The 26,051-nt window shown below is 65.6% G+C and carries 20 protein-coding genes; 9 read left to right on the top strand and 11 right to left on the bottom strand.

All coding sequences use genetic code 11. From position 1 onward, the window contains the following. Window positions 1-6 precede the first annotated feature (6 nt). Together AACQ43_RS17480 and AACQ43_RS17475 are read left to right on the top strand one after the other, a co-directional pair. Window positions 7-1,323: a sphingomyelin phosphodiesterase gene (locus AACQ43_RS17480; protein WP_168968026.1), complete on the top strand. Its 1,317-nt coding sequence runs from the start codon at window positions 7-9 to the stop codon at window positions 1,321-1,323. After that, the gene (locus AACQ43_RS17475; protein ID WP_168968025.1) at window positions 1,320-2,108 is read left to right on the top strand and encodes a hypothetical protein; all 789 of its coding nucleotides are present in this window, start codon (window positions 1,320-1,322) and stop codon (window positions 2,106-2,108) included. The genes AACQ43_RS17480 and AACQ43_RS17475 overlap by 4 nt, the downstream gene beginning before the upstream one ends. 73 nt (window positions 2,109-2,181) lie before the next feature. Here the strand turns inward: AACQ43_RS17475 and AACQ43_RS17470 are convergent, their stop codons facing one another. Both AACQ43_RS17470 and AACQ43_RS17465 read right to left on the bottom strand, forming a co-directional pair. After that, a complete protein-coding gene (locus tag AACQ43_RS17470; protein WP_168968024.1) occupies window positions 2,182-3,675 on the bottom strand; it encodes an alkaline phosphatase D family protein in 1,494 nt (497 codons plus the stop codon). 74 nt (window positions 3,676-3,749) lie between these two features. Beyond that, window positions 3,750-4,970: a DEAD/DEAH box helicase gene (locus AACQ43_RS17465; RefSeq protein ID WP_168968023.1), complete on the bottom strand. Its 1,221-nt coding sequence runs from the start codon at window positions 4,968-4,970 to the stop codon at window positions 3,750-3,752. Between the two features lie 169 nt (window positions 4,971-5,139). On the opposite strand from AACQ43_RS17465, the gene AACQ43_RS17460 reads away from it, so the two are divergent. Beyond that, on the top strand, window positions 5,140-5,955 hold the full coding sequence (locus tag AACQ43_RS17460; RefSeq protein WP_168968022.1) for a transporter substrate-binding domain-containing protein: 816 nt from the start codon (window positions 5,140-5,142) through the stop codon (window positions 5,953-5,955). Window positions 5,956-6,017: 62 nt separating this feature from the next. Here the strand turns inward: AACQ43_RS17460 and tpx are convergent, their stop codons facing one another. Beyond that, complete coding sequence (gene tpx / locus AACQ43_RS17455; RefSeq protein ID WP_016349389.1) at window positions 6,018-6,518, bottom strand: thiol peroxidase; 501 nt, start codon at window positions 6,516-6,518, stop codon at window positions 6,018-6,020. A 217-nt stretch (window positions 6,519-6,735) separates the two neighbouring features. On the opposite strand from tpx, the gene AACQ43_RS17450 reads away from it, so the two are divergent. Then, window positions 6,736-9,153: a zinc/cadmium/mercury/lead-transporting ATPase gene (locus AACQ43_RS17450; protein WP_168968021.1), complete on the top strand. Its 2,418-nt coding sequence runs from the start codon at window positions 6,736-6,738 to the stop codon at window positions 9,151-9,153. Window positions 9,154-9,346: 193 nt separating this feature from the next. Here AACQ43_RS17450 and pulA read toward each other — a convergent pair whose 3' ends face one another. Next, window positions 9,347-13,384: a pullulanase-type alpha-1,6-glucosidase gene (gene pulA / locus AACQ43_RS17445; RefSeq protein WP_168968020.1), complete on the bottom strand. Its 4,038-nt coding sequence runs from the start codon at window positions 13,382-13,384 to the stop codon at window positions 9,347-9,349. A gap of 281 nt (window positions 13,385-13,665) precedes the next feature. On the opposite strand from pulA, the gene AACQ43_RS17440 reads away from it, so the two are divergent. Further along, window positions 13,666-14,076 (top strand): hypothetical protein, encoded by a 411-nt coding sequence (locus AACQ43_RS17440; RefSeq protein WP_168968019.1) that lies wholly within the window; start codon window positions 13,666-13,668, stop codon window positions 14,074-14,076. Window positions 14,077-14,139: 63 nt separating this feature from the next. Here AACQ43_RS17440 and dmeF read toward each other — a convergent pair whose 3' ends face one another. After that, window positions 14,140-15,099: a CDF family Co(II)/Ni(II) efflux transporter DmeF gene (dmeF, locus tag AACQ43_RS17435; RefSeq protein WP_168968018.1), complete on the bottom strand. Its 960-nt coding sequence runs from the start codon at window positions 15,097-15,099 to the stop codon at window positions 14,140-14,142. Window positions 15,100-15,170: 71 nt separating this feature from the next. Here dmeF and AACQ43_RS17430 point away from each other — a divergent pair, with 71 nt between their 5' ends. From AACQ43_RS17430 to AACQ43_RS17420, 3 genes are all read left to right on the top strand, one after another. Continuing rightward, a complete protein-coding gene (locus AACQ43_RS17430; RefSeq protein ID WP_005308614.1) occupies window positions 15,171-15,446 on the top strand; it encodes a metal/formaldehyde-sensitive transcriptional repressor in 276 nt (91 codons plus the stop codon). A gap of 169 nt (window positions 15,447-15,615) precedes the next feature. Then, window positions 15,616-16,812 (top strand): amino acid aminotransferase, encoded by a 1,197-nt coding sequence (locus tag AACQ43_RS17425; protein ID WP_168968017.1) that lies wholly within the window; start codon window positions 15,616-15,618, stop codon window positions 16,810-16,812. 60 nt (window positions 16,813-16,872) lie between these two features. Then, a complete protein-coding gene (locus tag AACQ43_RS17420) occupies window positions 16,873-17,796 on the top strand; it encodes a LysR family transcriptional regulator (protein WP_017408990.1) in 924 nt (307 codons plus the stop codon). A gap of 42 nt (window positions 17,797-17,838) precedes the next feature. Here AACQ43_RS17420 and AACQ43_RS17415 read toward each other — a convergent pair whose 3' ends face one another. The 6 genes from AACQ43_RS17415 to AACQ43_RS17390 form a co-directional block, all read right to left on the bottom strand. Beyond that, window positions 17,839-18,162, bottom strand: coding sequence for a DUF1820 family protein (locus tag AACQ43_RS17415; RefSeq protein WP_011704589.1), 324 nt, complete (start codon window positions 18,160-18,162; stop codon window positions 17,839-17,841). A 192-nt stretch (window positions 18,163-18,354) separates the two neighbouring features. Further along, the gene (locus tag AACQ43_RS17410; RefSeq protein WP_168968087.1) at window positions 18,355-19,206 is read right to left on the bottom strand and encodes a YjjW family glycine radical enzyme activase; all 852 of its coding nucleotides are present in this window, start codon (window positions 19,204-19,206) and stop codon (window positions 18,355-18,357) included. 37 nt (window positions 19,207-19,243) lie between these two features. Beyond that, window positions 19,244-20,770, bottom strand: coding sequence for a YjjI family glycine radical enzyme (locus AACQ43_RS17405; RefSeq protein WP_168968016.1), 1,527 nt, complete (start codon window positions 20,768-20,770; stop codon window positions 19,244-19,246). 116 nt (window positions 20,771-20,886) lie between these two features. After that, on the bottom strand, window positions 20,887-21,228 hold the full coding sequence (locus tag AACQ43_RS17400; protein ID WP_010635181.1) for an AzlD domain-containing protein: 342 nt from the start codon (window positions 21,226-21,228) through the stop codon (window positions 20,887-20,889). A gap of 2 nt (window positions 21,229-21,230) precedes the next feature. Next, on the bottom strand, window positions 21,231-21,950 hold the full coding sequence (locus AACQ43_RS17395) for an AzlC family ABC transporter permease (RefSeq protein WP_168968015.1): 720 nt from the start codon (window positions 21,948-21,950) through the stop codon (window positions 21,231-21,233). A gap of 132 nt (window positions 21,951-22,082) precedes the next feature. Then, window positions 22,083-22,559 carry a L,D-transpeptidase family protein gene (locus tag AACQ43_RS17390; RefSeq protein ID WP_005308598.1) on the bottom strand — a complete coding sequence of 159 codons (477 nt, stop codon included), beginning with the start codon at window positions 22,557-22,559 and terminating at the stop codon, window positions 22,083-22,085. A 260-nt stretch (window positions 22,560-22,819) separates the two neighbouring features. Here AACQ43_RS17390 and AACQ43_RS17385 point away from each other — a divergent pair, with 260 nt between their 5' ends. After that, window positions 22,820-25,990: a S41 family peptidase gene (locus AACQ43_RS17385; RefSeq protein WP_168968014.1), complete on the top strand. Its 3,171-nt coding sequence runs from the start codon at window positions 22,820-22,822 to the stop codon at window positions 25,988-25,990. Window positions 25,991-26,051 lie beyond the last annotated feature (61 nt).

Here is a 26,051-nt window from a genome sequence, read left to right as displayed (position 1 = left end):
TTCATGATGCACAAACCCCTCAGTTATGCCGCCCTGCTGCTGGCAAGCCAGTTTCCGCTGCAGGCGCTGGCCGACACCGACGTTTACCTCACCAACAACAGCCCGGATCCGGTCCAGCTGGAGATCCGCCAGAGCGGCTCCGGCCAGCTGCAGGCCGGCAGCCAGTGGCTTCAGCACAGAACCGAGCTGGGCCCCTGGGAGAGCGCCATGGTGCTCAGTTTCAATCGCTACGAGGGGGTGAAGGCGGGCAAGAGCTATCTGTTCGAAACCCGGGTCACCACTCCCGGCGGCGACACCTATCGCCTCAACCAGAAGATGGAGGGCACCTGGTGGAACAGCACCCTGCAACACGGTGGCGAGACGCCGGCAGACAACTCCGGCTGGCAGAGCGATCGCACCATCCACCGCCTGAGCGGGCCACAGGAGCTGGCCTTTGCTGCCAAGTTCACCGGCCGCTACGACGATCTGCACTATATGCTCACTCCGCCACAAAAGCGGGAGCAACCGGAACCGGCGGAGAGCAAACTCAAGGTGGCCAGCTACAACGTCTGGGCGCTGCCGGTGATCGCCTCCAGCATCGGCGAGCGGCTGGCGCTGCTGCCCGAATACCTCAAGGGTTATGACGCCCTGCTGTTGCAGGAGGTGTTCGATGGCCGCCGCGAGGGCTTCCTGCAGGCACTGGCCAAGGAGTATCCGTACCAGACCAGGGTGCTCGACAAGCCGGGGGTCAACATCCACGATGGCGGCGTGGTGATCGTCAGCCGCTATCCCATAGTGCGCGAGGCCCAGCTGGTCTATCCCCAGTGCACCGGCACCGACTGCTTCGCCGACAAGGGGGTAATGTATGCGGAGGTGATCAAGGGGGGCAAGGCCTGGCACCTGTTCGCCACCCACACCGCCAGCTTCGACACCGACGAGGCGCGCAAGCTGCGCCAGATCCAGTTCGGCCAGATCCGCACCCTGGCCGCCAGCCTGAAGATCCCTGCCAGCGACACCGTCATCTACGGCGGCGACTTCAACGTCAACAAGCGCAAGTTTGCCGACGACTACGCCGGCATGCTGGCCAACCTCAACGCCGATGAGCCGGCCTACGGCGGCTACACCGAGGCCACCTTCGATCCCAGGATCAACCCCTATGCCGGCGGCCCGCTCTCCGGCGGTGCCAACGTGGAGTACCTCGACTATCTGGTGGTGAGCCGGGAATACGGCGCCGTGCGCCACAACCTCAACAGCGTCTGGATCCCGCGCAGCAGCGATGGCAGCCTCTGGCCCGCCAGCAACCTCTCCGATCACTTCCCGGTCAAGGGAGAGATCAGCCGATGAAGCGCCGCTACGGCGTGCTGGCACTGGCGGTGCTGGCCTTGTTGCTGCTCAACCTAAGCTGGCAGGAGGTGCCAACGCGGCCGGCACACACAGGTCAGAGCGCTCAGCCAGCCGCTGCAGCGTCGCCGCAGACACAGCCGCCATTGACCCCCGCGACCGGCCCGGTTGCCACCACCGCCGTGCCAGCCGGCCCAGCGCCTGCGCCTGCCAGCTGGCGCGACTTGCCGGACGAGATGAACCGGCAGCTCGCCAGCGAGGTGAGCGACAGCGAGCAGCCGCTGGCAGAGCGGCTGGCCAATCTGGAAGCGATAGAGGCCCAATGGCTGAGCGAGGGGGAGAGCCTGTTTCGGCTGCAGGGGCGCTACGCCCTGGCACTCGAGCAGCTGGCGCAGGAGCACGAGCAACTGCCGCTGGCCGAGCGACTGGCCGCACTCACCCGCCTGCAGGATGAGTGGGCGGCGGATCATCCGGATCTGGCGGCTGAGCTGTTCAACCCGGCAGCCCGCTTGCAGCAGGCGCGCCAGCTGTGGGGGGACGAGGAGCTGACGACCCTCGCCCATCACTTCCTGCCGGCCGGGCAGGCCGAAGCAACCGTGCAGTTTGCCGCCAACCGACAGCAACAGCTGGCGCAGCGCAGCCACTACCAGCAGCAGCTGACCGAGCTGGAGCAGCAGCTGGCGGCCAGCCGGGGCAACATGGACGAGGCAAGTTGGCAGCAGCACAGGGAAGCGGTACTCGGCCAGTTTCGGCGCGACTTCTTCGCCCAGACGCTGGACCAACCCTGAGCAGGCAACGACTAGGGGCATCTGATCTCCACAAGAAAAAGGGCCCGTCAGGGCCCTTCGAATTTTCCCGCCATCAGGCCAGCGGGTAGCTGGCCGCCAGCCCGTTCTCGCAGTGCCAGTTGGCCCACAGCTTGTTGTCTGTGCCCATCAGCAGGGTGGCGAAGTTGCGGGTACGCAGGTAGACGGGGGCGCCGAACGGCTTGATAAGCTCAGCGCGGATCAGCCGGTTCTCGTCGAGGTATTCGGCATCGTCGTTGGTCATGGCGAGGATCCCCATCCACTGGAACTGGGTGGGACAGGGGTGGACGATACCGGAGGAGACCAGCTGGTGCACGTTGAGCACCCCCTCCCGCTTGTCCTGGATCACCCCGAGGCAGCCCACGTGCACGTCGCCGGAGAGGATCAGGGTCTTGCAGCCAGCATCCTGCTGGCGCCGGAGCTTGGCATTGTCCAGCAGCCGCATGATGAGGCGGGCCCGCTCCCCCTGATGATCCTTGGCCCGCCAGTGATCCTTGAGATCGTCGGTCAGCTCCTCCTCCCAGGGGGTAGCGTCCAGCGCCGCCTCGGTGAAGGAGAAGTCACGATAGACCACGGGCACCCCCGCCAGCACCAGCAGGTGGCCCGCGTCGCAGGCGGCCAGCGCGTCGTTGATCTGATCCCACTGGGACTGGCTCATCACCTGGGCGCGAGTCCGGTTGGCCCGGTTGTCCAGCGCCAGGATCTGGTAGCCCCTAAAACTCAGCCGCCAGGAGTGGTGGCCCAGCTTGACCGGATCCAGCAGGGAGACGTTGGCAACGGAGCGCAGCTGGAACAGCCGGAAATAGCGGGACGCGGCAGCATAGATGACCCGATAGACGTCGCAGCCCTGCAGATTGTCTGGCGACTCGGGATAGCTGCCCCAGCCATCGAAGATGTCGTGGTCATCCCACATCATGGCGCTCGGGATCCGGGCCAGCAGGCGCGCCACCTCGGGCCTCCCCCACTGTTTGCAGTAGAGATCGCAGTAGAAGCGATCGAGCTGCTCCTCCATGGTGCGAGTGGCCTTGCGTTTGACCTTCTCCGCCATGTCCAGCTCGTTCCAGGCCTTGAGGCTGGGCACCGTGGTCCAGAGGGAGTCGGCATAGACCTGATCGCCCCCCATCAGCAGCAACGAGAAGGGGTGCGTGGTGTGCTCGGCAGCCAGCTTGTCCCACATCACATAGGGCAGCGGCGTGGAGGTGAGCAGCTTGAAGTCGGAAAAACCGTTGCAGGAGGCGTACCCAATGCGCACCCGCTCCGCCGACCCAGGCAGATGAAACTGCCAACGATCCTCACCGGCCAGATCCCGGGCAGGCTCCCCATCCAGCAGGATCTGGTACTCCACGCTCGAGCCTGCCTCGGCCGGAGTCGCCGTCCAGCTGACCCGCCAGAAGCCGCCCCTGGGGGTATCCGCCTGTTTGCCGGCGGCCAACAGGCTGCCGTTGATCCTGACCCCGGCGCCCTTGCAGTCAGGCCCCGCCAAAAAACAGATGCTGTATTGCGTCTCCGCTTCAAGCCCCAGCAGGGGCCCCATCACCAGACTCGCCATCGTCTATCCCTCCGTGGTTGAACCCATGGAGCATAGTAAAACGGGCGTCCTTTGGTACTGCCCAAGCGGGCAGGTCAGGCCTTGCCCTTGAACTGTTTGACGCTGCGTTTGGCCTGGGTGCGACGATTGGCCTGCTTGTCACGGGGGGCTCGCTTGCCCTCCCCGCTGGCTGGCTGATCGGTGACCGGGAAGCCGGCGAGCGAAGCCAGCGGCAGCTCGCGGCCGGTGAGGGTGCGGATCGCCGCCAGGGTGTCGGCCTCGCCATGGCAGGTGAGCGAGATGGCGAGCCCGCAGCGTCCGGCCCGGGCGGTACGGCCGATGCGGTGCACGTAGACGGGGGCGCTGGCGGGCAGATCCAGGTTGATCATCAGTGGCAGCGCCTCCACGTGAATGCCGCGCGCCATCAGATCGGTGGCCACCAGCACTCGCACCTTGCCTGCCTTGAAGTCGCCGAGCGCCTGCTCGCGCACCGCCTGTTCCTTCTCGCCGTGCAGCGCCGCCACCGCAATGCCCGCCTTGGCCAGCTTGCGGGCCACCCCGTCTGCGTCGTCCCGTGCGCTGATGAAGACCAGCACCTGCGGCCACTCGTGGGCCTTGAGCAGGCTGATGAGCGCCGGTACCTTGCTGCTCTTGTTGACCAGATAGAGGCGCTCCTCGATGTCGTCGGCCACGCTGTTGCGGGGATCTGCCTCCACCCGCACCGGCTCGGTCAGCAGACCGGTCGCCAACGCATCCAGCTCGGCCGGCAGGGTGGCCGAGAACAGCAGGGTCTGACGCTCGACCGGCATGGCATTCAGCAGCCACTGGATGTCGGGCCAGAAGCCCATCTCCAGCAGCCGGTCCGCCTCGTCCAGCACCAGATGGCGCAGCTGGCTCAGACCCAGCAGTTGCTGGGCCAGCAGATCCCGCAGCCGCCCCGGGGTCGCCACCAGCAGTTGCGGCCCCAGCGCCAGTTCGGCCTGTTGCAGCGCCTGCGCCACCCCGCCGCACAGGGTCACCAGCCGCAGACCCAGCCCGGCGGCCGGCCCTTGCAACGCCTCGCTCACCTGCACTGCCAGCTCGCGGGTCGGCACCAGCACCAGCCCCTGCACCCGATCGCAGGCCGGATCGAGCCGCTGCAGCAGCGGCAAGCCGAATGCCAGGGTCTTGCCGCTGCCGGTGCGGGCCAGCGCCAGCAGATCCCGACCCGCCAGCGCGGCGGGAATGGCCAGTTGCTGCACCCGGGTCGGGTGCTTGAGGTCGGCGGGCAGGGTCGCCAGCAGGGCGGGGGCGAGGGCAAGTTCATCAAAAGTCATGGGGCTACGCAGCTATCGACAGAATATGGAAGTGGGGGCGAAGTCTAGTGAGCGGCCGACCATAAGTAAAATTCCATCCATCGCGGCCACGGGCCCACTCCCGGCTCGCCATGCGCAAAGCGGGCCTGACTACACTTCATGGAACCTCCCCCGGGGACGTGACCAGACCATGACCAGACATCCCTCTCTGCTGCTGTTGCTGCTGTGCCTGACGGGGCTGACCAGCCTCAGCCTCTCCCGCGCCGACACGGCTGCCGCTCCCGCCGCCAAACCGGTACGCATCCTCAACGCCCACCTCGGCGAGTTGCCGGGGCTCATCAACGCCGACAAGACCGGCCCCTTCGTCGATCTGGTGCGCGCCATCGATGATCTCTACCCCGAGGTGAGCATCCGGATCACCATCTATCCCCTCGCCCGTGCCATGGCCGGGGTGATCGCCGGCACCGCCGACTTCAGCCTGCCCGCCATCCGCAATCTGCAGGATGCCGACCTGTTGCCCTATCGCTTCAGCACCCGCAGCTTCGGCAAGGTCACCCACGTGCTCTACAGCAATACCGACCACCTCATCACCCCCGACATGGCCTACGGCATAGTGCCCACCAAACGGGATCTGCTGATCGAGGCGACCCCCGGCTTTCTGCCCATTCCGCTGCAACGGTCGATGAGCATAGAGCAGTCCCTGCGCAAGCTCTCGCGCGGACGCATCGACGCCTTCATCTGGGCCCAGGAGGAGGCCGACCTGATGCTGCGCCAGCTCAAGCTGACCAACATTCACCGGGAACACCTGGGGGATTTCGAGGATGTCTTCATCATTGCCAAGGGGCCTGCCGGGGATGAAACGGATCGTTTCCTCGGCGAGGCGATCGACCGGCTCGCCGCCTCCGGCAAACTGGCAGAGATCTACTCAAGGCTGCACTGCCCCTATGTCGAGTGGCAACCCCACCCCGAGCCACTACCCGCCAAAGACGTGACCAAATCCCCCTGACTGTTCCATAAAAAAATCCCGCCGGGGCCATGCCCCGGCGGGATTTATGTCAGCCTGCCTGCTTACAGTACGGCCAGGGCGGCGGCGTAGTTCGGCTCGTCAGCGACTTCGGCCACCAGCTCGCTGTGCAGCACCTTGTTCTCTTCATCCAGCACCACGATGGCACGGGCAGCCAGACCCACCAGCGGGCCGGAGGAGAAGGCCACGCCGTAGTCCTGCAGGAAGGCGGCACCACGCAGGGTGGAGAGGGTCACTACCTTGTCCAGCCCCTCGGCGCCGCAGAAGCGGGACTGGGCGAACGGCAGGTCGGCGGAGATGCACAGCACCACGGCGTTGTTCAGTGCGCTGGCCTGCTCGTTGAACTTGCGCACGGAAGTGGCGCAGGTCGGGGTATCAACGCTCGGGAAGATGTTCAGGATCTTGCGCTGACCGGCGAAGCTCGCCAGGGTCAGATCGGAGAGATCCTTGGCCACCAGGGAGAACGGCTTGGCCTGCTCGCCGGCAACCGGGAAGTGACCGGCGACGGAGACGGGGTTGCCTTGCAGGGTAACGGAATTGCTCATGTTATGTCCTTGATTATCGAGGGAGGATCAGGCCCTCCAGTATAGGCCCGCCGGGCGGGGACAAACACCCGCCAACCACAGGGATATCACCTCTGCCGGCAGCCTGCGGCAAGGAGAGGGAGAAAGGGGCTTGACCTTGGACTTAACACCAAGGTTTACACTCGGCTCAGTTATCGAAGATCTCGCACCGGCGGGATCCATCCAAGAGGGACTCATCATGAGCAAATCCTGCTGCAGCCATCAACACGCCGCCACCCCCATCAAGGCCGTCAGCAAGAGCGCGGCCCCCCAGGCCGAGCACCAGCACGACAGCCACTGCTGCGACCAGGCCGCACCGGTCAGCTGCTGCGCGAATCAGGCCCCCCATGATCATCAGGATCATGCCGCCAGCGACGCTCCCGAGGGGGAAGAACCCCCCAGAGGGGGTTGTTGCGCCACTCCGCCGCCCGCCCATACCCAGCATGCCCATGACGGGGAGCACGACCACCATGAGCATGCCGCCGTGGCAGAGCCTCCGCTGGACGCCCCTGAGCAAAACAGCCGCCGCCACAGCTGGCAGGTGCTGGGGATGGACTGCCCCAGCTGCGCCCGCAAGATAGAGACCGCCGTCAGCCGGGTGAGCGGCGTGCAACAGGCCCGCGTGCTGTTTGCCACCGAGAAGCTGGTGGTGGATCTGGCCCCCGGCCTCTCCCCCGATCCTGTCACCGCCGCCGTGCTGGCCGCCGGCTTCCAGCTCAAGGGCGAGCGCAGCGGCAAGCAGGAGCCCGGCCGCGAGCGCGGCCCGCTGCAGACCCTGCTCACCAAGTATTGGCAACCGCTGTCGCTGGCCGGACTGATGCTGATGGCGGCCCTGCTGCCGAGCCAGATCGGTCAGCCGCTGTTTACCCTGGCCACCCTCTGGGGGCTGTGGCCCATCTCCCGCAAGGCCTGGGCGCTGACCAAGAGCGGCTCCCCCTTCGCCATCGAGACCCTGATGACGGTCGCCGCCGTGGGCGCCCTGTTCCTCGGCGAAACCGCCGAAGCGGCCATGGTGCTGCTGCTGTTCATGCTGGGGGAACATCTGGAGGCCTACGCCGCCGGCCGCGCCCGCGCCGGGGTCACCGCCTTGATGGCGCTGGTGCCCGACAAGGCGCTGCGCATCCGCACCACTGCCGAGGGCGAAGTGCGGGAAGAGGTCGCTGCCGACCAACTGCGCCCCGGTGACATCATCGAAATCGCCCCGGGCGCCCGCCTGGCCGCCGATGCCCGCCTGCTCGACGCCCTCGGCGCCTTTGACGAGAGCGCCCTGACCGGCGAATCGATCCCGGTGGAGCGCCGTCAGGGTGACAAAGTCCCCGCCGGCAGTCTGGCGGCTGATCGGGTGCTGCGCCTCGAGGTGGTGTCCGAGCCCGGCAACAACGCCATCGACCGTATCCTGCATCTCATCGAAGAGGCCGAGACCCAGCGCGCCCCCATCGAGCGCTTCATCGACCGCTTCAGCCGCTGGTATACCCCGGCCATGATGCTGGTCGCCCTGCTGGTGGTGCTGGTACCGCCGCTCGCCTTCGGCCAGAGCTGGGACGAGTGGGTCTATCGCGGGCTGGCGCTGCTGCTGATCGGTTGCCCCTGCGCCCTGGTCATCTCCACCCCGGCGGCGGTCACCTCGGCGCTGGCGGCAGCCACCCGGCAGGGTGCCCTCATCAAGGGGGGCGCTGCGCTGGAGCGCCTCGCCCACATCGATACCCTGGCCTTCGACAAGACCGGCACCCTGACCCTGGGCAAGCCGCAGCTGACCGAACTGGTGAGCCTCAATGGCCAGCCTGAGGCCGAACTGCTGGCACTGGCGGCGGCCATCGAGCAGGGCTCCCACCACCCGCTGGCCCGCGCCGTGGTGACGGCGGCCAGCGAACGGGGCCTCAGCCTCGCCGCCGCCCAGGAGCTGCGCGCCCTGCCTGGCATGGGCGTGGAAGGTCGCATCGACGGCGCCCTCTGGCAGCTGCTGGCACCGAGCCGGGTCGCCACCCTGGATGCCGCGATGCAGGCCCGGGTCGCCACCCTGGAGCAGCAAGGCAAGACGGTGGTGGTGCTCGGTCAGCCTGACGCCGCCCCGGCCGCCCTGCTGGCCCTGCGCGACCAGATCCGGCCGGAAGCGGCTGCGGCGCTGCAAGAGCTCAACCAGCTCGGCCTGCAGAGCATCATGCTGACCGGCGACAACCCCCGCGCCGCCGAGGCCATCGCCGGCGAGCTCGGCATGGGCTGGCGCGCCGGCCTGCTGCCGGAGGGCAAGGTCGATGAAATCGCCAAGCTCGGTCTGACGCAAAAGGTCGCGATGATCGGCGACGGCATCAACGACGCGCCGGCCATGAAGCGGGCCAGCATCGGCATCGCCATGGGAGGCGGTACCGACGTGGCGCTGGAAACCGCCGATGCGGCGCTGACCCACAACCAGCTCGGCGGGGTCGCCGCCATGATCCGGCTCTCCCGTGCGGCACTAGCCAACATCCACCAGAACATAGCGCTGGCGCTGGGGCTCAAGGCCATCTTCCTGGTCACCAGCCTGCTCGGCATCACCGGCCTGTGGATTGCGGTGCTGGCCGACACCGGCGCCACCGCACTGGTCACCGCCAACGCCCTGCGCCTGCTGCGCAAGCGCTAAGCCGGCCATAAATGGCACAACCAACAGCCGCCCCAACGGGGCGGCTTTTTTATTGCCTCGCCCACGAGCAAAGAAAAAGCGCGGCTGCCGGTCGGCAGTCGCGCTTTGCTTACTCTCTCGGAGTTATCCCACCCTTGGCGAGGTGGAATTCAACCCTGGGGTGCCGAGCCAGCCCCGGGCTCAATGGGAATGACTACTTGACGCTGCACTCCTGGATCACCGCGGTACCGGCCTTGGTACCGGCCGGGTCAACCTTCACCAGCACACTCCACAGGCCCTGCGGCAAGGTGATGCTGTTGTTGGCACTGCCCGGCTGGGAGAAGCCGATGGCATAACCCGTCTCCGCCGTCACCGCGCCGCCACCGTTGAGCAGGTACTCCTTGCTCCAGTCCTCGTTGGCGACCTTGAACTCGGTGCTGCCAGCGTAGTTGAACGCCGCCTGATAGATGGCGAGATCGCCGTCCATCCCCTTGTAGCTCAGCTGGTACTGGGGCTGGGCTCCCCAGCCGGAGAGCTCACCCTTGACGAACAGGTTGTAGCCGAGCGGATTGCCCGCCACCGTATCCAGCACCTTGCAGCTCTGCACCGGCTCGGTGAAGCTGACGCTCAGGGTAGGCTTGTCCTTGTTCATGGCGGTAAACACGAACTTGTAGCTGCCCGCCTTGGCCAGATCGAGCCCGATGTTGCCGGTATCGCCACCCTTGCAAAGGGTCAGCGGGGTGCCAACCACCAGCTTGTCACCCGCATTGCAGCTGCCGTAGTTGAGGGGACCCCAGCTGGCATCCGCGATCTTGACGTTGGTGGTGCCCAGCTTGTCGCTGCTCACCTCGGTGGTGAACTCGTACATGAAGTTGCTGCTGAAAGTCATCTGGTTGGTGTTGCCCCACTCATTGAGGAACCCCTTCAGATAGACGGCGGTGTCACCAAACGGCGGTACCGTGCTCAGATCAGTCTTCTTGCCGACCGGCAGGCCAGTGCCCTGGGCACCGCTCTGCGGCTTGACGAACACCGCCGCCGACCAGGCCCCCAGGGTCAGGGTACCGCCATTGACGGCCGCATCGCGGGCGATGCTCTCGCCGCCGTGGTGGGCCGGGCTCAGCTGCAGGCTGGTCAGGTCGATGGGCTGATCGTTGCCGTCACGGAAGTCGCTGATGCTCTGGGGAGCATTGGTGGCGTTGATCATCACCACCAGACCGTCGATGGCCGGATCCAGATCCGCCCCCGCATTGATGCCGTCATCCACCGTCATGACGATGAGTCCGGGCTCCTGATCCGGGCCGGTATTGCGGAAGTCGACCCGCTTGATCACCTCGGCGCCGCTGCCCAGACGCAGCAGACGGGAGGATTGACGCAGCTCGGCCAGCTCCTGATAGAAGCCCACCATGGTCGCCATGTCGGCACCGCTCGGCTTGACGTGCTTGCCGAGAACTTTCTCGATCAGCGGATAGTTGTCGCCATCCTTGTCCTTGCGCGGCAGCCCCTTGTCGAAGTTGTTGTCGGCCAGGGTGTAGTCGACCCGGTTGTACCAGTCACCCGAGTCGTAGCTGTCCCGCTCCATGGACTTGGAGCGCAGCAGCTCGACACCGGCGTGGGTGAAGGGAATGCCCTGCCCCAGCATGGCGGTGGCGAGCGATACCCCCTGCATCCGCACCAGATCAGCCCCTTGCGGCGCCTTGTAGATCAGGTTGTCGAACAGGGTCTGGTTGTCGTGCTTGTCGACGTAGTTCTGGATTTCGGTCGGATCCTGGGCGTAGCCCGCCGGTTGACCGTTGTAGTCGATGTCGGAGCCCTTCTTCGGCATCCCGTCCTTGTCGGTCAGGATGAAGTCCTTGAGGTTGCCGGCCATGCCGAGGCGCACCAGATCGGCCTGATGCAGGGCAGTGGCGCGATCGACGCCGTCCATCTCGTTGGCATCCACCAGGGCGCCGTTGCCAAAGCCCTGGGTCTTGCGAATGGTGTCGCCGCCGTCGAACGGACTGCCACCGCGCACCGCATCCCGCAGCCGGTCGGAGAAAGAGCCGATACCGGTGCCAGCCAGGTGTTTCTGGGTCGCCTGCACGAAGCGCTTGTCATCCTGCACCTCGCCGAAGTTCCAGCCCTCGCCGTAGAAGTACATCTCCGGGTTGACCTTCTTCACCGCGGCCAGCGCCTGCACCATCTGATCTTTTGGGTGGTGGCCCATCAGGTCGAAGCGGAAGGCGTCGATCTTGTAGTCGCGTGCCCAGGTGACCAGGGAGTCATCCATCAGCTTGGCGAACATGGCGTGCTCCGGCGCCGTGTTGGAGCAGCAGGTGGAATTCTCCACCGAGCCGGTCTCCGGATTGAGGCGCTGATAGTACCAGGGCACTATCTTGTCGAGCACCGACTTGGGCCCCAGGCCCGCCTCGTTGGTGTGGTTGTAGACCACATCCATCACCACGTTCATGCCGATGTTCTGCTTGATGGCCTTGACCATTTCGCGGAACTCCAGGATGCGCTGGCTGCCCTCGGCGTTGGTGGCGTAGGAGCCTTCCGGGGTGGTGTAGTGGTAGGGGTCATAACCCCAGTTGAAGGAGTCGACACCGCGCAGATAGCCGTAGAGCTCCTGCACCTGCGGGTTCTCCTTGCTGTCGCCCCCTTGCAGGTCGCCTAGCACGGCTTCGATGGTCTGGCCGCTGCTGCAGTAGCCGGCGAACTTGGAGTTCTGCACCTCGGGATTGACCTGGCACAGCTTGCCGAAGTCGTCGCTGATGTTGGCGACCTTGGCCGGATCCTCGTTGACGGTGGCGATGTCGAACACCGGCAGCAGGTGCAGGTGGCTGACGCCGCTCTTGGCCAGCGCCTGCAGGTGCTTGACCGGTGCCGTGTCGGTATCGGTCAGGCCAAGAAACTTGCCGCGGTGCTCGGCCGGGGTGGAATCATCGTTGCCGGTCAGATCGCGGACATGGGCCTCATAGATGGTGATGTCGGCCGGGTTCTGCTGGCTGTGGGGCGCCTTGAGGCTGTCCCACCCTTCCGGCTTGAGGGCCGGATCATTGAGATCCACCACCTGGCTGAACTCGGAGTTCATCGCCAGGCTCAGGGAGTAGGGGTCGGTCACCTGATAGGATTCCAGCTTGCGGCTGACCGGGTGATAGACCTGGATGTCGTAGCGGTAGAACTTGCCCACCAGCTCGCTGCCACCCTGCACGCTCCAGCTGCCGCTGGCCTCGTCCAGGGTCATGGTGCGCTCGCCGAGCGGCTTGTGCTGCTCGTCGAACAGCGCCAGCTTGACCGATCTTGCGGTCGGCGCCCACAGCCGGAAGGTGACATTGCCCCCCTCCACCACGGCGCCATAGGTCAGCTTGGTGGCGGCCTCGCTGTAGAGGGCATCGAGGGCGCCGGCGCTCTGCACCAGGGTCGCCCCCTGCAGGATACCGTCGGCATCGGTGCCGATGGCCACCAGCTCACCCTTGAGCAGCGGCTTGAGATCCTTGCCAGCCGGCAGGGCGAAGGCGGCGGCATCCTTCAGATGCGGATACTTGGCCTGCTGCTCGGCGGTCAGGCTGGTCGGGGTCAGGGTGATGTAGGGGAAGTCGAACACCCCTTCCGCATTGGCCTTGATGGTGCCGGACTCGGTGTAATAGAGGCGCACATGGGGCTTGTCCTTGCCCCCCTTCCAAATCAGGGTGTTGCCGTCAATCAGGTGGGCACTGGCGCCCGCCACGCCGAAGGCGGCGGTGAAGGCCTCGGCGCGGCTGCCGAAGATCTCGTTCTTGCCAGCGACGATGGCCACGGTGCGATCCGGGTGATCGCTGAAGACCACCTTCATGTCGCTGCCGGTCAGGTTGGCCAGATCGCCGTTGCGGGCGATGAAGTTGATGCAGCCTTCCAGCTTGCTGAGGGGCACCACCCAGCTTGGGCCAAAGCCGTCGGCCGCGGCCGGGGTGTTGACCTTGTCGTCCCAGCTTGCGTTGAGGCCGCTCTCGGCGGTGGCGCTGCAGGCGTCGTTGTTCCACAGGTGCAGGCTGTAGTTGGCGAAGGGGCCAGTGACCCCGCGGGCCGCACTGGTCTGGGTATCCACCAGGGCGATCACCGCCTGATCGGGCCCGGCCACCAGTTGCTCGGCAGGGGGTTGCACATTGGGCAGACGGGCGACGGGGCCGTCCGTGGGGTCAGGGGTGGAGGGGGAGGAGCTGTTGTCATTGCAGCCGGACAAAAGCGCGAGCAGTGAGGCTGTTACCAGCGCCACTTTGGTCTTTTTCATATCCATTTTTTTATAATTCCCGCTGTAGTTAGTCTCGATATCCGAGTACCCGGTCATTGCCGAGCGGTGCCATATTAATCAGCAGAAATCGTTTCAAATGTGAGCAGGGGGGCAAAAAAGTTAACCGCTTTCAACAAGATAACGTTTTCATAACGAAAATCGGATCGGGCTCACAGACCTGCCGCCCGATTCGGCACATACCTGCGGTCAGAGCCATGATGTCTGGAAAAATTGATTTCCGATCAAATGGATAAGTGGATACGGCAAGAGAGAGGGAGCCACGACAGATGAAGCGGATTGAGGAGCAGGCCAGGCGGCTGGACCAGGAGTATCAAGAGATTGCCCAGCTGTTTGACCAATTTTGTCAGCAGGCGGGGACGCTCGCCGAGCAGTACCACTTCTTCAACTGGCCGGATTATGAGGATACCCCGCCCCTCGCCCGCGCCTTCACCCTGCTGGGGGAGCCACGGGAGCTGCGGCTGCGCTGCCAGCCGGGGGAGCGCGGCAGTTTGAGCGGGCTGATCCAGGTGTGCGGCGAGGAGGGCACCATCCATGCCAGCCTCGGCTTTCGGGCCGACGGTCACCTGCTGCTGGAGTCGGGTCGACTGCTGGACAACCCGCCCGAGCTGCTGCTCAAGCTGCTGCTCGGCGCCGTCTGGCAGCACAAACCGGAGGATGTGCAGGGCCAGCCGCACTGAGCCAGAAAAACAGGAAGGGGCCTTGGCCCCTTCCTGCTGTTGCGAGCGGCCAACCGGCTAGGATCAGGAGGCGCTCACCTCGATGGTGACGTGCACCAGCTCCTCGTGGATGGCGAGCCGCGCGCGGATCTCGCTGGCGGAGACCGGCGCCGCCATCAGCAGGGAGAGCACGCAGGCATACTGCTGCTGCCCCACCCGCCAGACGTGCAGATCGCGCACTTCGGCGTCCGGCAACTCGGCGATCACCTCTCGGATCTCCGCCACCAGCGGCGCATCCATCTCGGCATCCAGCAGCACCCGGCCAGAGTCGCGCAGCAGCCCCCAGGCCCACACCGCCACCAGTCCGGCACCCACTATGCCCATCAGGGGATCCAGCCAGTCGGCCCCCCACAGCATGCCCCCCACCAGCGCCAGAATGGCCAGCACCGAGGTGGCCGCATCCGCCAGCACGTGGATGTAGGCGGCGCGCAGGTTGAGATCTTGATGACCGTGATGCTGGCCATGATCGTGTGGGTGAGCGTGGTCGTGATGATCATGATGGTGGTCGTGGCCGTGCCCATGGTGATGACCGTGATCATCCTTGAGCAGCCAGGCGCAGGCCAGGTTCACCAGCAGGCCGACGATGGCGATGACGATGGCCTGCTGGTAGTGGATCGGGCTGGGATCCAGCAGCCGGAACACCGACTCGAACAGCATCATGCCGGCCACCCCCACCAGCAAGAGGGCGCTGGTAAAGCCCCCCAGCACCTCGATCTTCCAGGTACCGAAGCTGAATCTGTGGTCGCGGGCGAAGTGGCGGGCGGCGCGGTAGGCCAGCACCGACAGGCCGAGCGCCAGCGCATGGGAGCTCATGTGCCAGCCGTCGGCCAGCAGCGCCATGGAGTTGTAGAACCAACCGCCGCCGATCTCCGCCACCATCATGATGACTGTCAGCAGCACGGCCCAGCGGGTCTTCTGTTCGGCCAGCGGATTCCCTTCGTGGACGACGGGTTGGTGGCAGTGGGATGAGGCGAGGGATGACATGGATTTCTCCTGAGGACGACAATGCAATATACTATACCCCAGTATAGTTTTATTGATCGAGAGGATCCTGCATGTCACACACCATTCACGGCAAGAAGAAGCTGCTGGCGCGGGTGCGCCGCATCAAGGGGCAGGCAGGGGCACTGGAGAGCGCGCTGGAGCAGGAGAGCGACTGCGCCGCAATCTTGCAGCAGATCGCCGCCATTCGCGGCGCCGTCAACGGCCTGATGCTGGAGGTGCTGGAGGGCCACATGCGCGAGCACCTCGGCGCCGAAGAGGCGACCCCGGCCGAGCGGCTGGAGGATCTGGATCAGGTGGTGCGGGTATTGCGATCCTATCTGAAGTAAAGCCGGTGGATGGGGCCATGCGTAGCCCCGCATCATCCCGTTTACGGCTGGGCGGCGTCGGCCCCACGGCCCCCGCCCCTTTCAGACTTGAGCCCTCGCCGGCTTTACGCCATGATGACCGCCGATCATTGATCGCCATACCCTGGATTCCATTTCGCAAGGACCCCCCATGTTTGAACACGTCGATGCCTATGCTGGCGACCCCATCCTGACCCTGGTCGAGACCTTCCACAAAGACACCCGCGAGCAGAAGGTGAACCTGGGGATCGGCCTCTATTACGACGAGCAGGGCCGCATTCCGCTGCTGGCCTCGGTACAGCAGGCCGAAGCCCAGCGCGCCGCCGCTCCGGCCCCGCGCCCCTACCAGCCGATGGAAGGCGCCGCCAACTACCGCACCGCGGTACAACACCTGCTGTTTGGCGCCGACCACGAAGCGGTCAAGGCGGGTCGCATCGCCACCATCCAGACCATCGGCGGCTCGGGCGCCCTGAAGATCGGCGCCGATCTGCTCAAGCGCTACTTCCCGACCTCCGAGGTGTGGGTCAGCAATCCCACCTGGGACAACCACAAGGCGATGTTCGAGGGCGCCGGCATCAAGGTGCACGACTACCCCTACTACGATGCGGCCACCGGCGGCGTGCAGTTTGACGCCATGATCGACTGCCTGAGCAGCCTGCCGGCGAAAAGCATCGTGCTGCTGCACCCCTGCTGCCACAACCCGACCGGGGTGGATCTCTCCCGCGCCCAGTGGGACCAGGTGATAGCGCTGGTGGTCGAGAAGAACCTGATCCCCTTTATGGACATCGCCTATCAAGGCTTCGGCGACGGGCTGGAAGAGGATGCCTACGCCATTCGCGCCATGGTGGCCGCCGGCGTCAGCTTCTTCGTCAGCAACTCCTTCTCCAAGAACCTCTCCTTCTACGGCGAGCGTTGCGGCGGTCTGTCGGTCATCTGCCAGGATGCCGAAGAGGCGAGCCGGGTGCTGGGCCAGATGAAGGCCACCGTGCGCCGCAACTACTCCAGCCCCCCCACCCACGGCGGCCAGATCACTGCTGCGGTGATGAACGATGCCAGCCTGCACGCCCTCTGGGTCGATGAAGTGACCGAGATGCGCACCCGCATCAAGGCGATGCGCGAGAAGCTGTTCGAGGTGCTGAGCGCCAAGGTGCCGGGCCGTGACTTCAGCTACTTCATCAACCAGCGCGGCATGTTCAGCTACACCGGCTTCACCCCGGAGCAGGTGGATCGCCTGCGCGAGGAGTTCGCCGTCTACCTGGTGCGCTCAGGTCGCATGTGCGTAGCAGGCCTCAACAGCCGCAATGTCGACTACGTGGCGGACGCCATGGCCGCCGTGCTCAAGGGCTGATCCCCGCAAGCCCCGCTCAGGCGGGGCTTTTTGTTTGTCCCGTTTGCTTGTGGAACCGTTATGGATCTCATTGCCCTCTCCCGCCTCGGCGGCCGTCATCTGGTTACCCTGCACCTGCTGCTCGACAGCCAGAGCGTCACCCGCACCGCCGAGCGGCTCTGCACCACCCCCTCCACCGTCAGCAAGACCCTCAACCAGTTGCGGGATCTGCTCGGCGATCAACTGCTCTACCGCCAGGGCAACCAGCTGTTGCTGACCCCGTTCGCCGAGCGGCTCGGCCCTACCCTGCACCGGCTGCTGAGCGAGCTGAACGGCCTCACCGGCCAGGGAGGGTTCGATCCCGCCAGCTGGCAGGGGCAGCTGAAATTCGCCCTGCGTGAAAGCGGCATGGTCTGGCCCATGGGGCCCATCCTGGCGCAGCTGATGCGCGAGGTGCCGGGCCTGGTGCCCGACATTCGCAACAAGGATGAGCAGGGGCTAGCGGCGCTGGCGGCGGGCAAGCTGGACTTCGTGATCCTGCCCCACGACCAGAGCCAGCCCCTGCCCCGCCAGCAAGGGCTGGTGTGGGAGACCCTGCGCGAGGACAAGCTGGTCTGCCTGCTGCGCGCGGATCACCCGGCGCTGGCGCGATCCTGGGATCTCGATGCCTACCTGAGCTGGCGCCATATCGCCATTCGCGATCAGGAGCTGGCCAACCCCTTCTTTGAACAGAGCCTGGCCCAGTTGCAGGTGCGCCGGCAGATCGCCGCCATCCTGCCGGATTTTGGCAGTGCGGCAGCCCTGCTGCGCCAGAGCGACCTGATCCTCACCGCCATCGGTGGCTGGGCCGAACAGGCGGCCCCCCACGCTCTGGTGAGCAGGCCGGTCCCCTTCGATTACGGCGCCGTCACCCACAGCCTGGTGTGGTACGGCCCGGCCGGAGAAGAGCCGGCCCGGCGCTGGTTTCGCCAGCGCATCCTGCAACTGGCCCGCGAGCTGGGATGAAGGCGACCATGCCCGGCACACGCCGGCCGGGCATGGCGGGAGTCAGGGTTTCTTGGTGTAGATGGGGCTGGGGAAGGGAGAGACGTTGTTGCCCAGTTCGGTGATGCGGGCGGCCCCCTGCTTGCGCACCTGATCGACCCGCAGCACGTGGTGCATGGGGATCATGGTGCGATTGACGTCGGCAAATTCACTCTTCAACTTCTCGTGGCTGGGGTCGACGATGAGCGCCGTGTGGTTGTCCCACACGAAGTTGGCGATCTCGATGAAGCCGAACAGCTGACCCTGGCTCACTTCCCTGACATAGACTTCGTAACGCTCGTTGTGACAAATGAACTGCACTCGATATAAGGCGTTGGATTCACTCATGTTCGTCTGTTGATGGTGGGCGATTGACCCATTCTAGCCGCCACCTCGCAGAGCTCAAATAGACAGCAATCACAGTTACGTCATCTCAAGACTCAGGCAGCAAAAAAGCCACGCCGAACCGCTCGGTTCGCCGTCCAATCTTGCCTTGTAGTATCAAATCCCTTTGCGATCAGTTGATTAGCATCCGGCTACTCAGAGCAGTGGCGGCAGGCTGACCGGGCCGAGCCCGGCCACCGCCAGCGCAGCGGCCAGTTGCTCCAGCTCCTCACGCGTCGCCTCTGGCCAGTCCTGCACCGCCCCGCGCACCCCGTGATGGCGAAAACCGTTGAGGCGGATGGGAACGGACCCAAGGGCGCGCAAGAAGGTGGCGAGCCCGCCCTCCAGCGTGCCGTCGGCGGCGAGATAATCGCTCTGCCCCGGCACCTGCAGCAGGCGCACCTCCGCCAGCTTGCCCGCCTGCGCCAGCAGTTGCAGCGAGGCCAGCACCCGCTCGCGGCCATAGCCGGTCAGCTTATGATGCACAGAGTCGCGCCACCCCTTGAGATCGATCATGGCGCCGTCCAGCACCGGCAGCAGCCGCTGCCAGCCAGCCTCGGCGAGTGAACCGTTGCTGTCGAGCAGGCAGTCGAGATGGGCCAGATCCGCCGCCCCCTTGATGACGGTGAACAGCGCGATCACGAACGGCAGCTGGGTGGTAGCCTCACCGCCGGAGACGGTAATGCCGGTCAGCAGCGGGCCGTAGCGGCGTAGCAGGGCCAGCACCTCGGCCACCGTCATGGTGGCGGTCTTGGGGCTGGCGCTGCGGGGGCAGGCATCGAGACAGGCATCGCAGTCGGTGCAGCGTGCCGCCTGCCAGCTCACCCGCCCCTCGTGCAGGGTCAGCGCCCCGCTCGGGCAGCCGGGCACGCAGTCACCGCAGTGATCGCAGAGGCCGATGGTGTGCGGGTTATGACAGCCGGGGCAGGCGAAGTTGCAGCCCTGCAGAAACAGCACCAGCCGGTTGCCGGGGCCGTCCACGCAGGAGAAGGGCAGCCAGCGGCTCACCGTCGCGCTGCGCGCCGCCCCTGCCCGCCTGCCGCACTCAGTAGTCACACAGGGTCGCCTCGCGCCCCACCACCCGCGGTGCACGCTGGCGGATCCCGGTCAGCTCGCTCGCCTCGGCGCCGAGGCAGGTGGTCTGCAGCCGTGAGCCCTCGGCCGCGAAGCGGGCCACGTCGCTCTTGCGGATCATGTAGCCGGTCACCCGCACCAGGTCGCTGTCGGCCACGTTGGCGGTGAACTCGCGCATGCCGATGGCGAGCGCCCCCTTGCAGAGTTGCAGTAGCGCTTGCGGGTTCTGGCGGATGGTGGGATCCAGGGTGAGGATCTCGCTGATCCCGGAGTGATAGAAGCCGTGGTGGGGTGCCAGTGCCAGCACGTGGCTGGCGGGATCCGGCTCCTCGCCATAGGGGATGCGTACCCCGGGGGTCACCCCGCGATCCACGCTGAGCCCGCCCTGGGAGTGGAGCAGGGCGCGACCGCCCCAGGCGTTGCGCTGCGGCGTTTCGCTCACGTGGCGGGCGAGCTGGGCCGAGATACGGTAGCCCAGCTGGTTCGCCTCCTCGTCACGGCCGTAGCGCTCCGGCAGATTCTCCTTGTCCATCAGAATGTTGACCGCCTCGGCCATGCCGTAGATGCCGAACATGGGCACGAAGCGATCCTCTTCCAGCAGCCCCTCCTGCACCAGGAAACTGTCGAAGAAGCCGGACTCCTGGTGCAGGAAGGCGGCACGCGCCTCGATCAGGCGGGAGGCGAGGCGGCAGTAGTGGGGCAACAGGCAGCCCAGGAAGTCGTCGATGCCGTGGGCCTGCTCGGCCACCCGCTTGAGGGAGAGCCGCACCAGGGTGTTGGCGCCACCCGCCTGGGGCAGGGCGTTGTAGCAGCTGACGATACCGAAGCCGCGCTCATCGAAGGTGTTGCGATGCAGCGGGTAGTTGGCGATGTGGGGCTTGCTGCAAGCCGCGATGTTCTTCACCCCCAGCAGCAGCAGGCTGTCCGGGGTCTGCGCCGGATCGTGGAACAGGGTGAGGTTGGGAGCCACCTGCTTGAGATCGCCGTCGATGCGCAGGATCAGGCGGCAGAGCCGGTTGTCATCCGGACCTATGTTGACGTGCATGAAGGCATCCGGCAGCACCCGGTCCAGGTAGATCCAGAACCCTTTCAGCTTGCGATAGAGGGCCTCGTCATCCAGCTCACCGACGAAGGGCAGCAGCAGGTGGTCGAGTCGGCCCAGCCAGACCGGCATGCCGGTGACGGAGGGCACGTGGTGGTAGAGGATGCGCAGGGCATCGAGTGCCTCGTCGAAATCCTGCGGCGGTGCCAGTTCCAGCCAGGCTGAGCCCTGGCGCAGGAACTTCTCGTAATCCGGCAGCACATAGCGCGGCTTGTAGGGGGCGTGCCCCTCGAACATGTCGCAGACAAAGCCCTTGGCCATCGCCTCGCTCACCTCGGCGGGCAGCTCGGGATAGGGCAGCGCATTCTCGGCGGCCAGCGCCAGGGCATGGCTCTTCTGGGCCGGTGACAGCAGGGGATCGCGCACGATGCGCTGACAGGTTTCGGTGAAGGACATGACTCGCTCCTCGACGGATGGGAGCTAAATCCTCACACTTGAGAGGTGTTTTTTGAAGTGACATTCACAACATGGCGGATATCCAATATAGATATCCGCCATGCAAGATCACGGGCCTAGCCCAGCCAGGGCAACAGCTGGGCCACGCCCCCCTGCCAGCGCAGCAGGAAGAAGCCCCCCATGCCGACCACCACCACCAGCAGGGTCGGTAGCCGCAGCAGGGTCAGCGCCGTCACCAGCAGGGTGGCGACCAGGTAGTCCGGATCCCAGCTCAGCCCAGTGCCAGGCTGGTAGCTGAAGACGATGGGCAACCAGATGGCGGTCAGCACCGACTGGGCCGAGAAGCTGAGGAAGGCCCCCATCTCGGCGCCCGGCTGATAGCGGGTCAGCCGCGAGAAGAAGGCGAAGCGGTTGAAGAAGGTGATCAGGGCCAGCAGGCCTATCATTAGCCAGCTCATGATTACCTCCTCATCCGGTGCAGCACATAACCCACCAGCATGCCGGAGAGCGCCGAGATGATGATGTAGACCTCCGCCAGCAGCGGCTTGGTTAGCAGCGCCATGGCACCGCTCACCAGGGTGGCCGCCACCATGGGCAGGTTCTTCATGGCGGGAATGGTCATGGCGATGAAGGTGGCGGCAATGGCGAAGTCCAGCCCCATCTGCTCCAGTCCGTCGATGTACTGGCCGGCGGCGATGCCGAGCAGGGTCGCCACATTCCAGAACAGATAGAAGACGAAGCCGGCAATGAGCGCATAGGCCGGATCGAAACGGCCGCTGCGCTCCCGGTCTTTGAGCGTCACCGCGAACATCTCGTCGGTCAGGAAGAAGGCCAGACTGGCGCGCCAGCGCAGGGAGAGCGGCAGCACGTCGCGGCGAAAGGTGAAGCCGTAGAGCAGGTGCTGAGAGGTGATGACGAAGGTGGAGCCCATGATGGGCAGCAGCGGCGTGCCTGCCCCGAACAGAGTGGTGGCCGAGAGCTGGGCGGCGCCGGCATAGACCAGCAGCGACATCAGCTGGGCCTGCAGCGGGCTCAGCCCCACCTGCAGCGCCAGGGCGCCGCACAGGATCCCCCAGGGGATCACCGAGACGGAGAGCGGCAGAATATCGATGGAGGCGCGCCACCAGAGCGCGCGGGTACTCTCTGCCCCTACGGGCCGGGAGCGGGTTGCTGACGGCATGGGATCATCCTTGTTGCGTCCACGGCGAGCCGGAAAAACTAGCACAGCACGGGGACGGATACCAAGAGGCTGCGGGTAAAGAGAGGGAGCCAAAAAACAGAACGCCACCCGGAGGTGGCGCGCTGTTGAGGGTCAGGGCTGAATGATGATGGGGGTGCCGGGTTCGATGGCGTTCCACACTTCGTCCAGATCCTTGTTGAGCATGGCGATGCAGCCATTGGTCCAGTTGGACGGCTGCAGGCGGGTGTTGCCTATGCTGTTGCGCTGACCGTGGATCATGATCATGCCGCCCGGTCGCACACCCATCTCGTTGGCCGCCTTGATGTCGTCCAGATTCGGGTAGTTGATGTGGATGGCCTTGTAATAGTTGGAGTTGGTCTTCTTGTAGTCGAGGATGTAACGGCCTTCCGGCGTGCGCTGATCCCCTTCCCGCTGCTTGTGCCCCTTGGGAGCCGGACCCAGAGCGATCCAGTAGCGTTTGACCTCCTTGCCATCCTTCATCAGGGTCAGGCTATAACTCGATTTCTTCACCACCACCATATCGGCGGACAGGGTGGCAAAACTCAATGCGGGCCACAGCCCCAGCAAACACAGTAATACGGCTCTCATTCCATCCCTCGGCAAGCCTCTGGTAAGGGCTTTTCTGTTACCAAATCATCTGAACTGCACCGCCTCGAGTGGCGGGCGAGCGCCATCATATTGGATCGCCATCAATACTCAATATATCCAGAGAAACATATCCCGCGCCATCTTTTATAGATTGTTACAATTAACTGCCAAAACAACGGGATAACCCCCCTATCTCGGGATAGTCCCGGGCGGGACATTGGGGGAAGATAAGGCGCTTTTCACCTCTCAGGAACCTCACGATGCGATACCGACTCTCACTGCTGCTCCTGCTGCTCTGCTCCTCCCTGCAGGCGGCCGAGCCGCTCTGGCTACGCGAGCCCGCCCTCTCCCCCGACGGCAAGCAGCTTGCCTTCACCTGGCAGGGCCGCGTCTACCTGAGCGCGGGGGATGGCGGCCCCGCCGTGCCCCTCACCGATGGCAACTACCTGAGCCAGCGCCCGCTCTGGTCGCCGGATGGCAAACTGATCGCCTTTGCCGCCAACCTCTACGGCAACGAAGACGTGTTCGTGGTGCCGAGCCGCGGCGGCGAGATGGTGCGGCTGACCCGGGATTCGCGCCCCGACCTGCCCCAGGCCTTCAGCGCCGACGGCAAGCAGCTGCTGCTGAGCAGCCAGCGCCTGACCGACCCCGACGCCGATCACTTCGTGGCGGAGGGGTATCAGGCCGGCAACCTCTACTGGACGCCGGTTGCCGGCGGCCCGCTGACCCCAGCCCAGCCCCTGCCCGCCACCCTGGCCCGCCCCCACGGCAACCAGCTGGCCTACCAGATGCCGGGCATGGATCAGCCGTTTCGCAAGCACCAGCACTCGTTCGCCGTCTCCCGTCTGTGGTTGTTCGACGGCCAGCAGCATCGCCAGCTGACCGAAGACAGGGTGGCCGCCAGCGATCCGGTCTGGGACGAGCAGGGCAAGCAGCTCTACTACCTGAGCGAGCGCAGCGGCGATTTCAACGTCTGGCTACGGGATCTGGCCAGCGGCCAGGATCGCCAGCTCACCCACTTCAAGGACCACCCGGTGCGCGGCCTATCAGCCTCCCGCCAGGGGGATCTGGTCTGGTCCTGGCAGGGGGAGCTCTACCGCCTCGATGCTGGCAGCGAGACCCCGCGCAAGCTCGTCATCCAGCCGTTGTTCGCCAAGGTGCCGGCCGAGCAGAGCTGGCAACCCGGCCCCGTCGACGAGGCCATTGCCCGCCAGGACGGGGAAGAGGTGATCCTGGTCAGCCAGGGGGATCTCTACGCGGTCGATACCCGCCGCGAGCGGGTACGCCAGCTCACCCGCCATCCCAGCGAACAGTCGGCGCCACGCTATCTGGATAAAGAGCAGACACTCCTCTACCTCTCCGAACAGGAGGGGCCGGCGGCGTTGTACCGTCTCAAGAAGGCTCAACCGGACAAGCTGTTCAGCGACCCGGGCACCCTGACCGAGGAGAAACTGCTGGCCATCCCGGGCGCCGCCATCAGCGTGCCGACCCTCTCCCCCGACGGCAAACAGCTCGCCTTCGTGGTGGACGGCCAGGCCGTCCATCTGCTGGATCTGGCCAGCGGCAAGCAGCGCCAGCTGGTCGCGGCCGAGTTCAACCCCTCCCGTCACGCGGTGGAGCTGGCCTTTGCCCCCGATTCGCGCCACCTGGCGCTGACCATCCAGCCTGACTCCGCCCAGCAGGAGATCGCCGTCATCGACACCCGGGATGCCAAGGCCAAACCGGTCAACGTCAGTCTCAACGGCTATCGGGATGGCGAGCCTGCCTGGAGTCAGGACGGCGGCATCCTCTACTGGCAATCCACCAAGTACGGTGTGCTGGGTGCCGATGGCGAGCCCCTCGGTGGCAGCCTGCTCGGCCTCTACAGCAGCCGCGCCGCCAAGAGCGACTTCATCGCCGAGCAGGCGCCGCCCAAGGCCGGTTACGGCTTCGAGGCCAACCGGCTGGCACATCGGGAGGCGCTCCAGCTGCAGCCAGAGGGCCCCATCCTCGCCAGTCGCATCGTCGACGATCATCTGATCTATCTGGTGGAGGTGATGGACGCCAACGGCGAGAGCGAGATCAAGGGCTACGCCCAGGATCTGCGCAAGGGGGAAACCAAGCTGCTGTTTGCCGAGCAGCCGGGGCCGGCGCTGGCCAGCCTCAACCAGGATGCCAGCCTCGCCACCCTGGTACGGGAGGGGGAAATCGCCCTCATCGATACCCGCTCCGGCGAGGCCAGCAGCCACCCCTTCAATCTGCTGATCACCGCCAGCTGGCAGGATCGGATGAGCGCTGCCTTCGATCAGATCACCCGCCTCACCCGGGACGAGTTCTACCGGGCCGACATGAACGGGGTGGACTGGGATGGCTATGTGGCCGCCTATCGCCGCCTGCTGCCCGGCATCAACAACGATCGTGACTTCGGCAACCTGCTGGCGGAGCTGGCCGGCGAGCTCAATGTCTCCCACACCTGGGGCAGCGGCCCGGCCCCCTCCCTGCGCATGCCGGACGACACCGCCAGCCTCGGCGGCTACTGGCACGAGCGGCAGGGGGGGGTCGAGCTCGACGCCCTGCTGGCCGGCGGCCCGCTGGAGCAGGAGACAGATCTGGCGCCGGGAGCCCGCCTGCTGGCCGTCAACGGTACCGAACTGCACAGCCTCAACGAACTGGATGCTCTGCTCAACCACCAGGCCGGCCAGCGGCTGGCGCTCACTGTGCTGTCCAAGGGAGCCAAGGAGCCCAGCCAGCTGGAGGTCACCGCCATCGATCTGCAGCAGGAGTATCAGTTGCAGCTCGACGGCTGGATCGCCAAGCGCCGCAGCCAGGTGGAGCAGTTGAGTCAGGGGCGGGTCGGCTATGTCTATCTGCCGGAGATGAGCAGCGCCGTCTATGAGGAGGTGGTGGCTGACGCCCTCGGTCGCCAGCGCAACCGCGAGGCGCTGATCGTCGACGTGCGCTTCAACAAGGGGGGCTATCTGGCCAACACCCTGGTGGAGTTCCTGACCGGCAGCGGCAGCGCCCAGGGCATGGCCCGCAGCTGGCCACGCCTTGGCAAGGGGGAGACGGACGCCGCTACCCGCCAATGGACCAAGCCCTCGGTGGTGCTGGTCAATGCGGGCAGCTACTCGGAAGGCTCGGCCTTTCCCCAGTACTACCGCACCCTCAAGGTGGGCCCCATCGTCGGTGAGCCGGTGCCGGGCACCGGCACCATGGTGTACGGCCACACCTCCAAGCTGATCCCGGGTATCGCCTACGGCATCCCGACCCTGGGGCTGCGCAACCCCGACGGCACCCTGTACGAGAACCAGGAGCTGATCCCGGACGTGCAGGTGGCGCTGACCCCGGCCGACATGCTGGCGGGGCGCGATCCCCAGCTGGCAGCCGCGGTGCAGGCCGCCCTCACCCAGTTGACGACGAACGCGAAACCCGCAGCCAAACGGGCGGACTGACGCAGGCCTGCAAAATAAGGAGCCGGCCGGGCTTGCCCGGTCGGCTCCTCTGGACAGACAT

It is taken from the genome of Aeromonas sp. DNRA1, from assembly GCF_963888745.1.
GTDB classification, from domain to species: Bacteria; Pseudomonadota; Gammaproteobacteria; order Enterobacterales; family Aeromonadaceae; genus Aeromonas; species Aeromonas hydrophila.
This window is presented reverse-complemented; position numbering and strand designations above follow the sequence as displayed.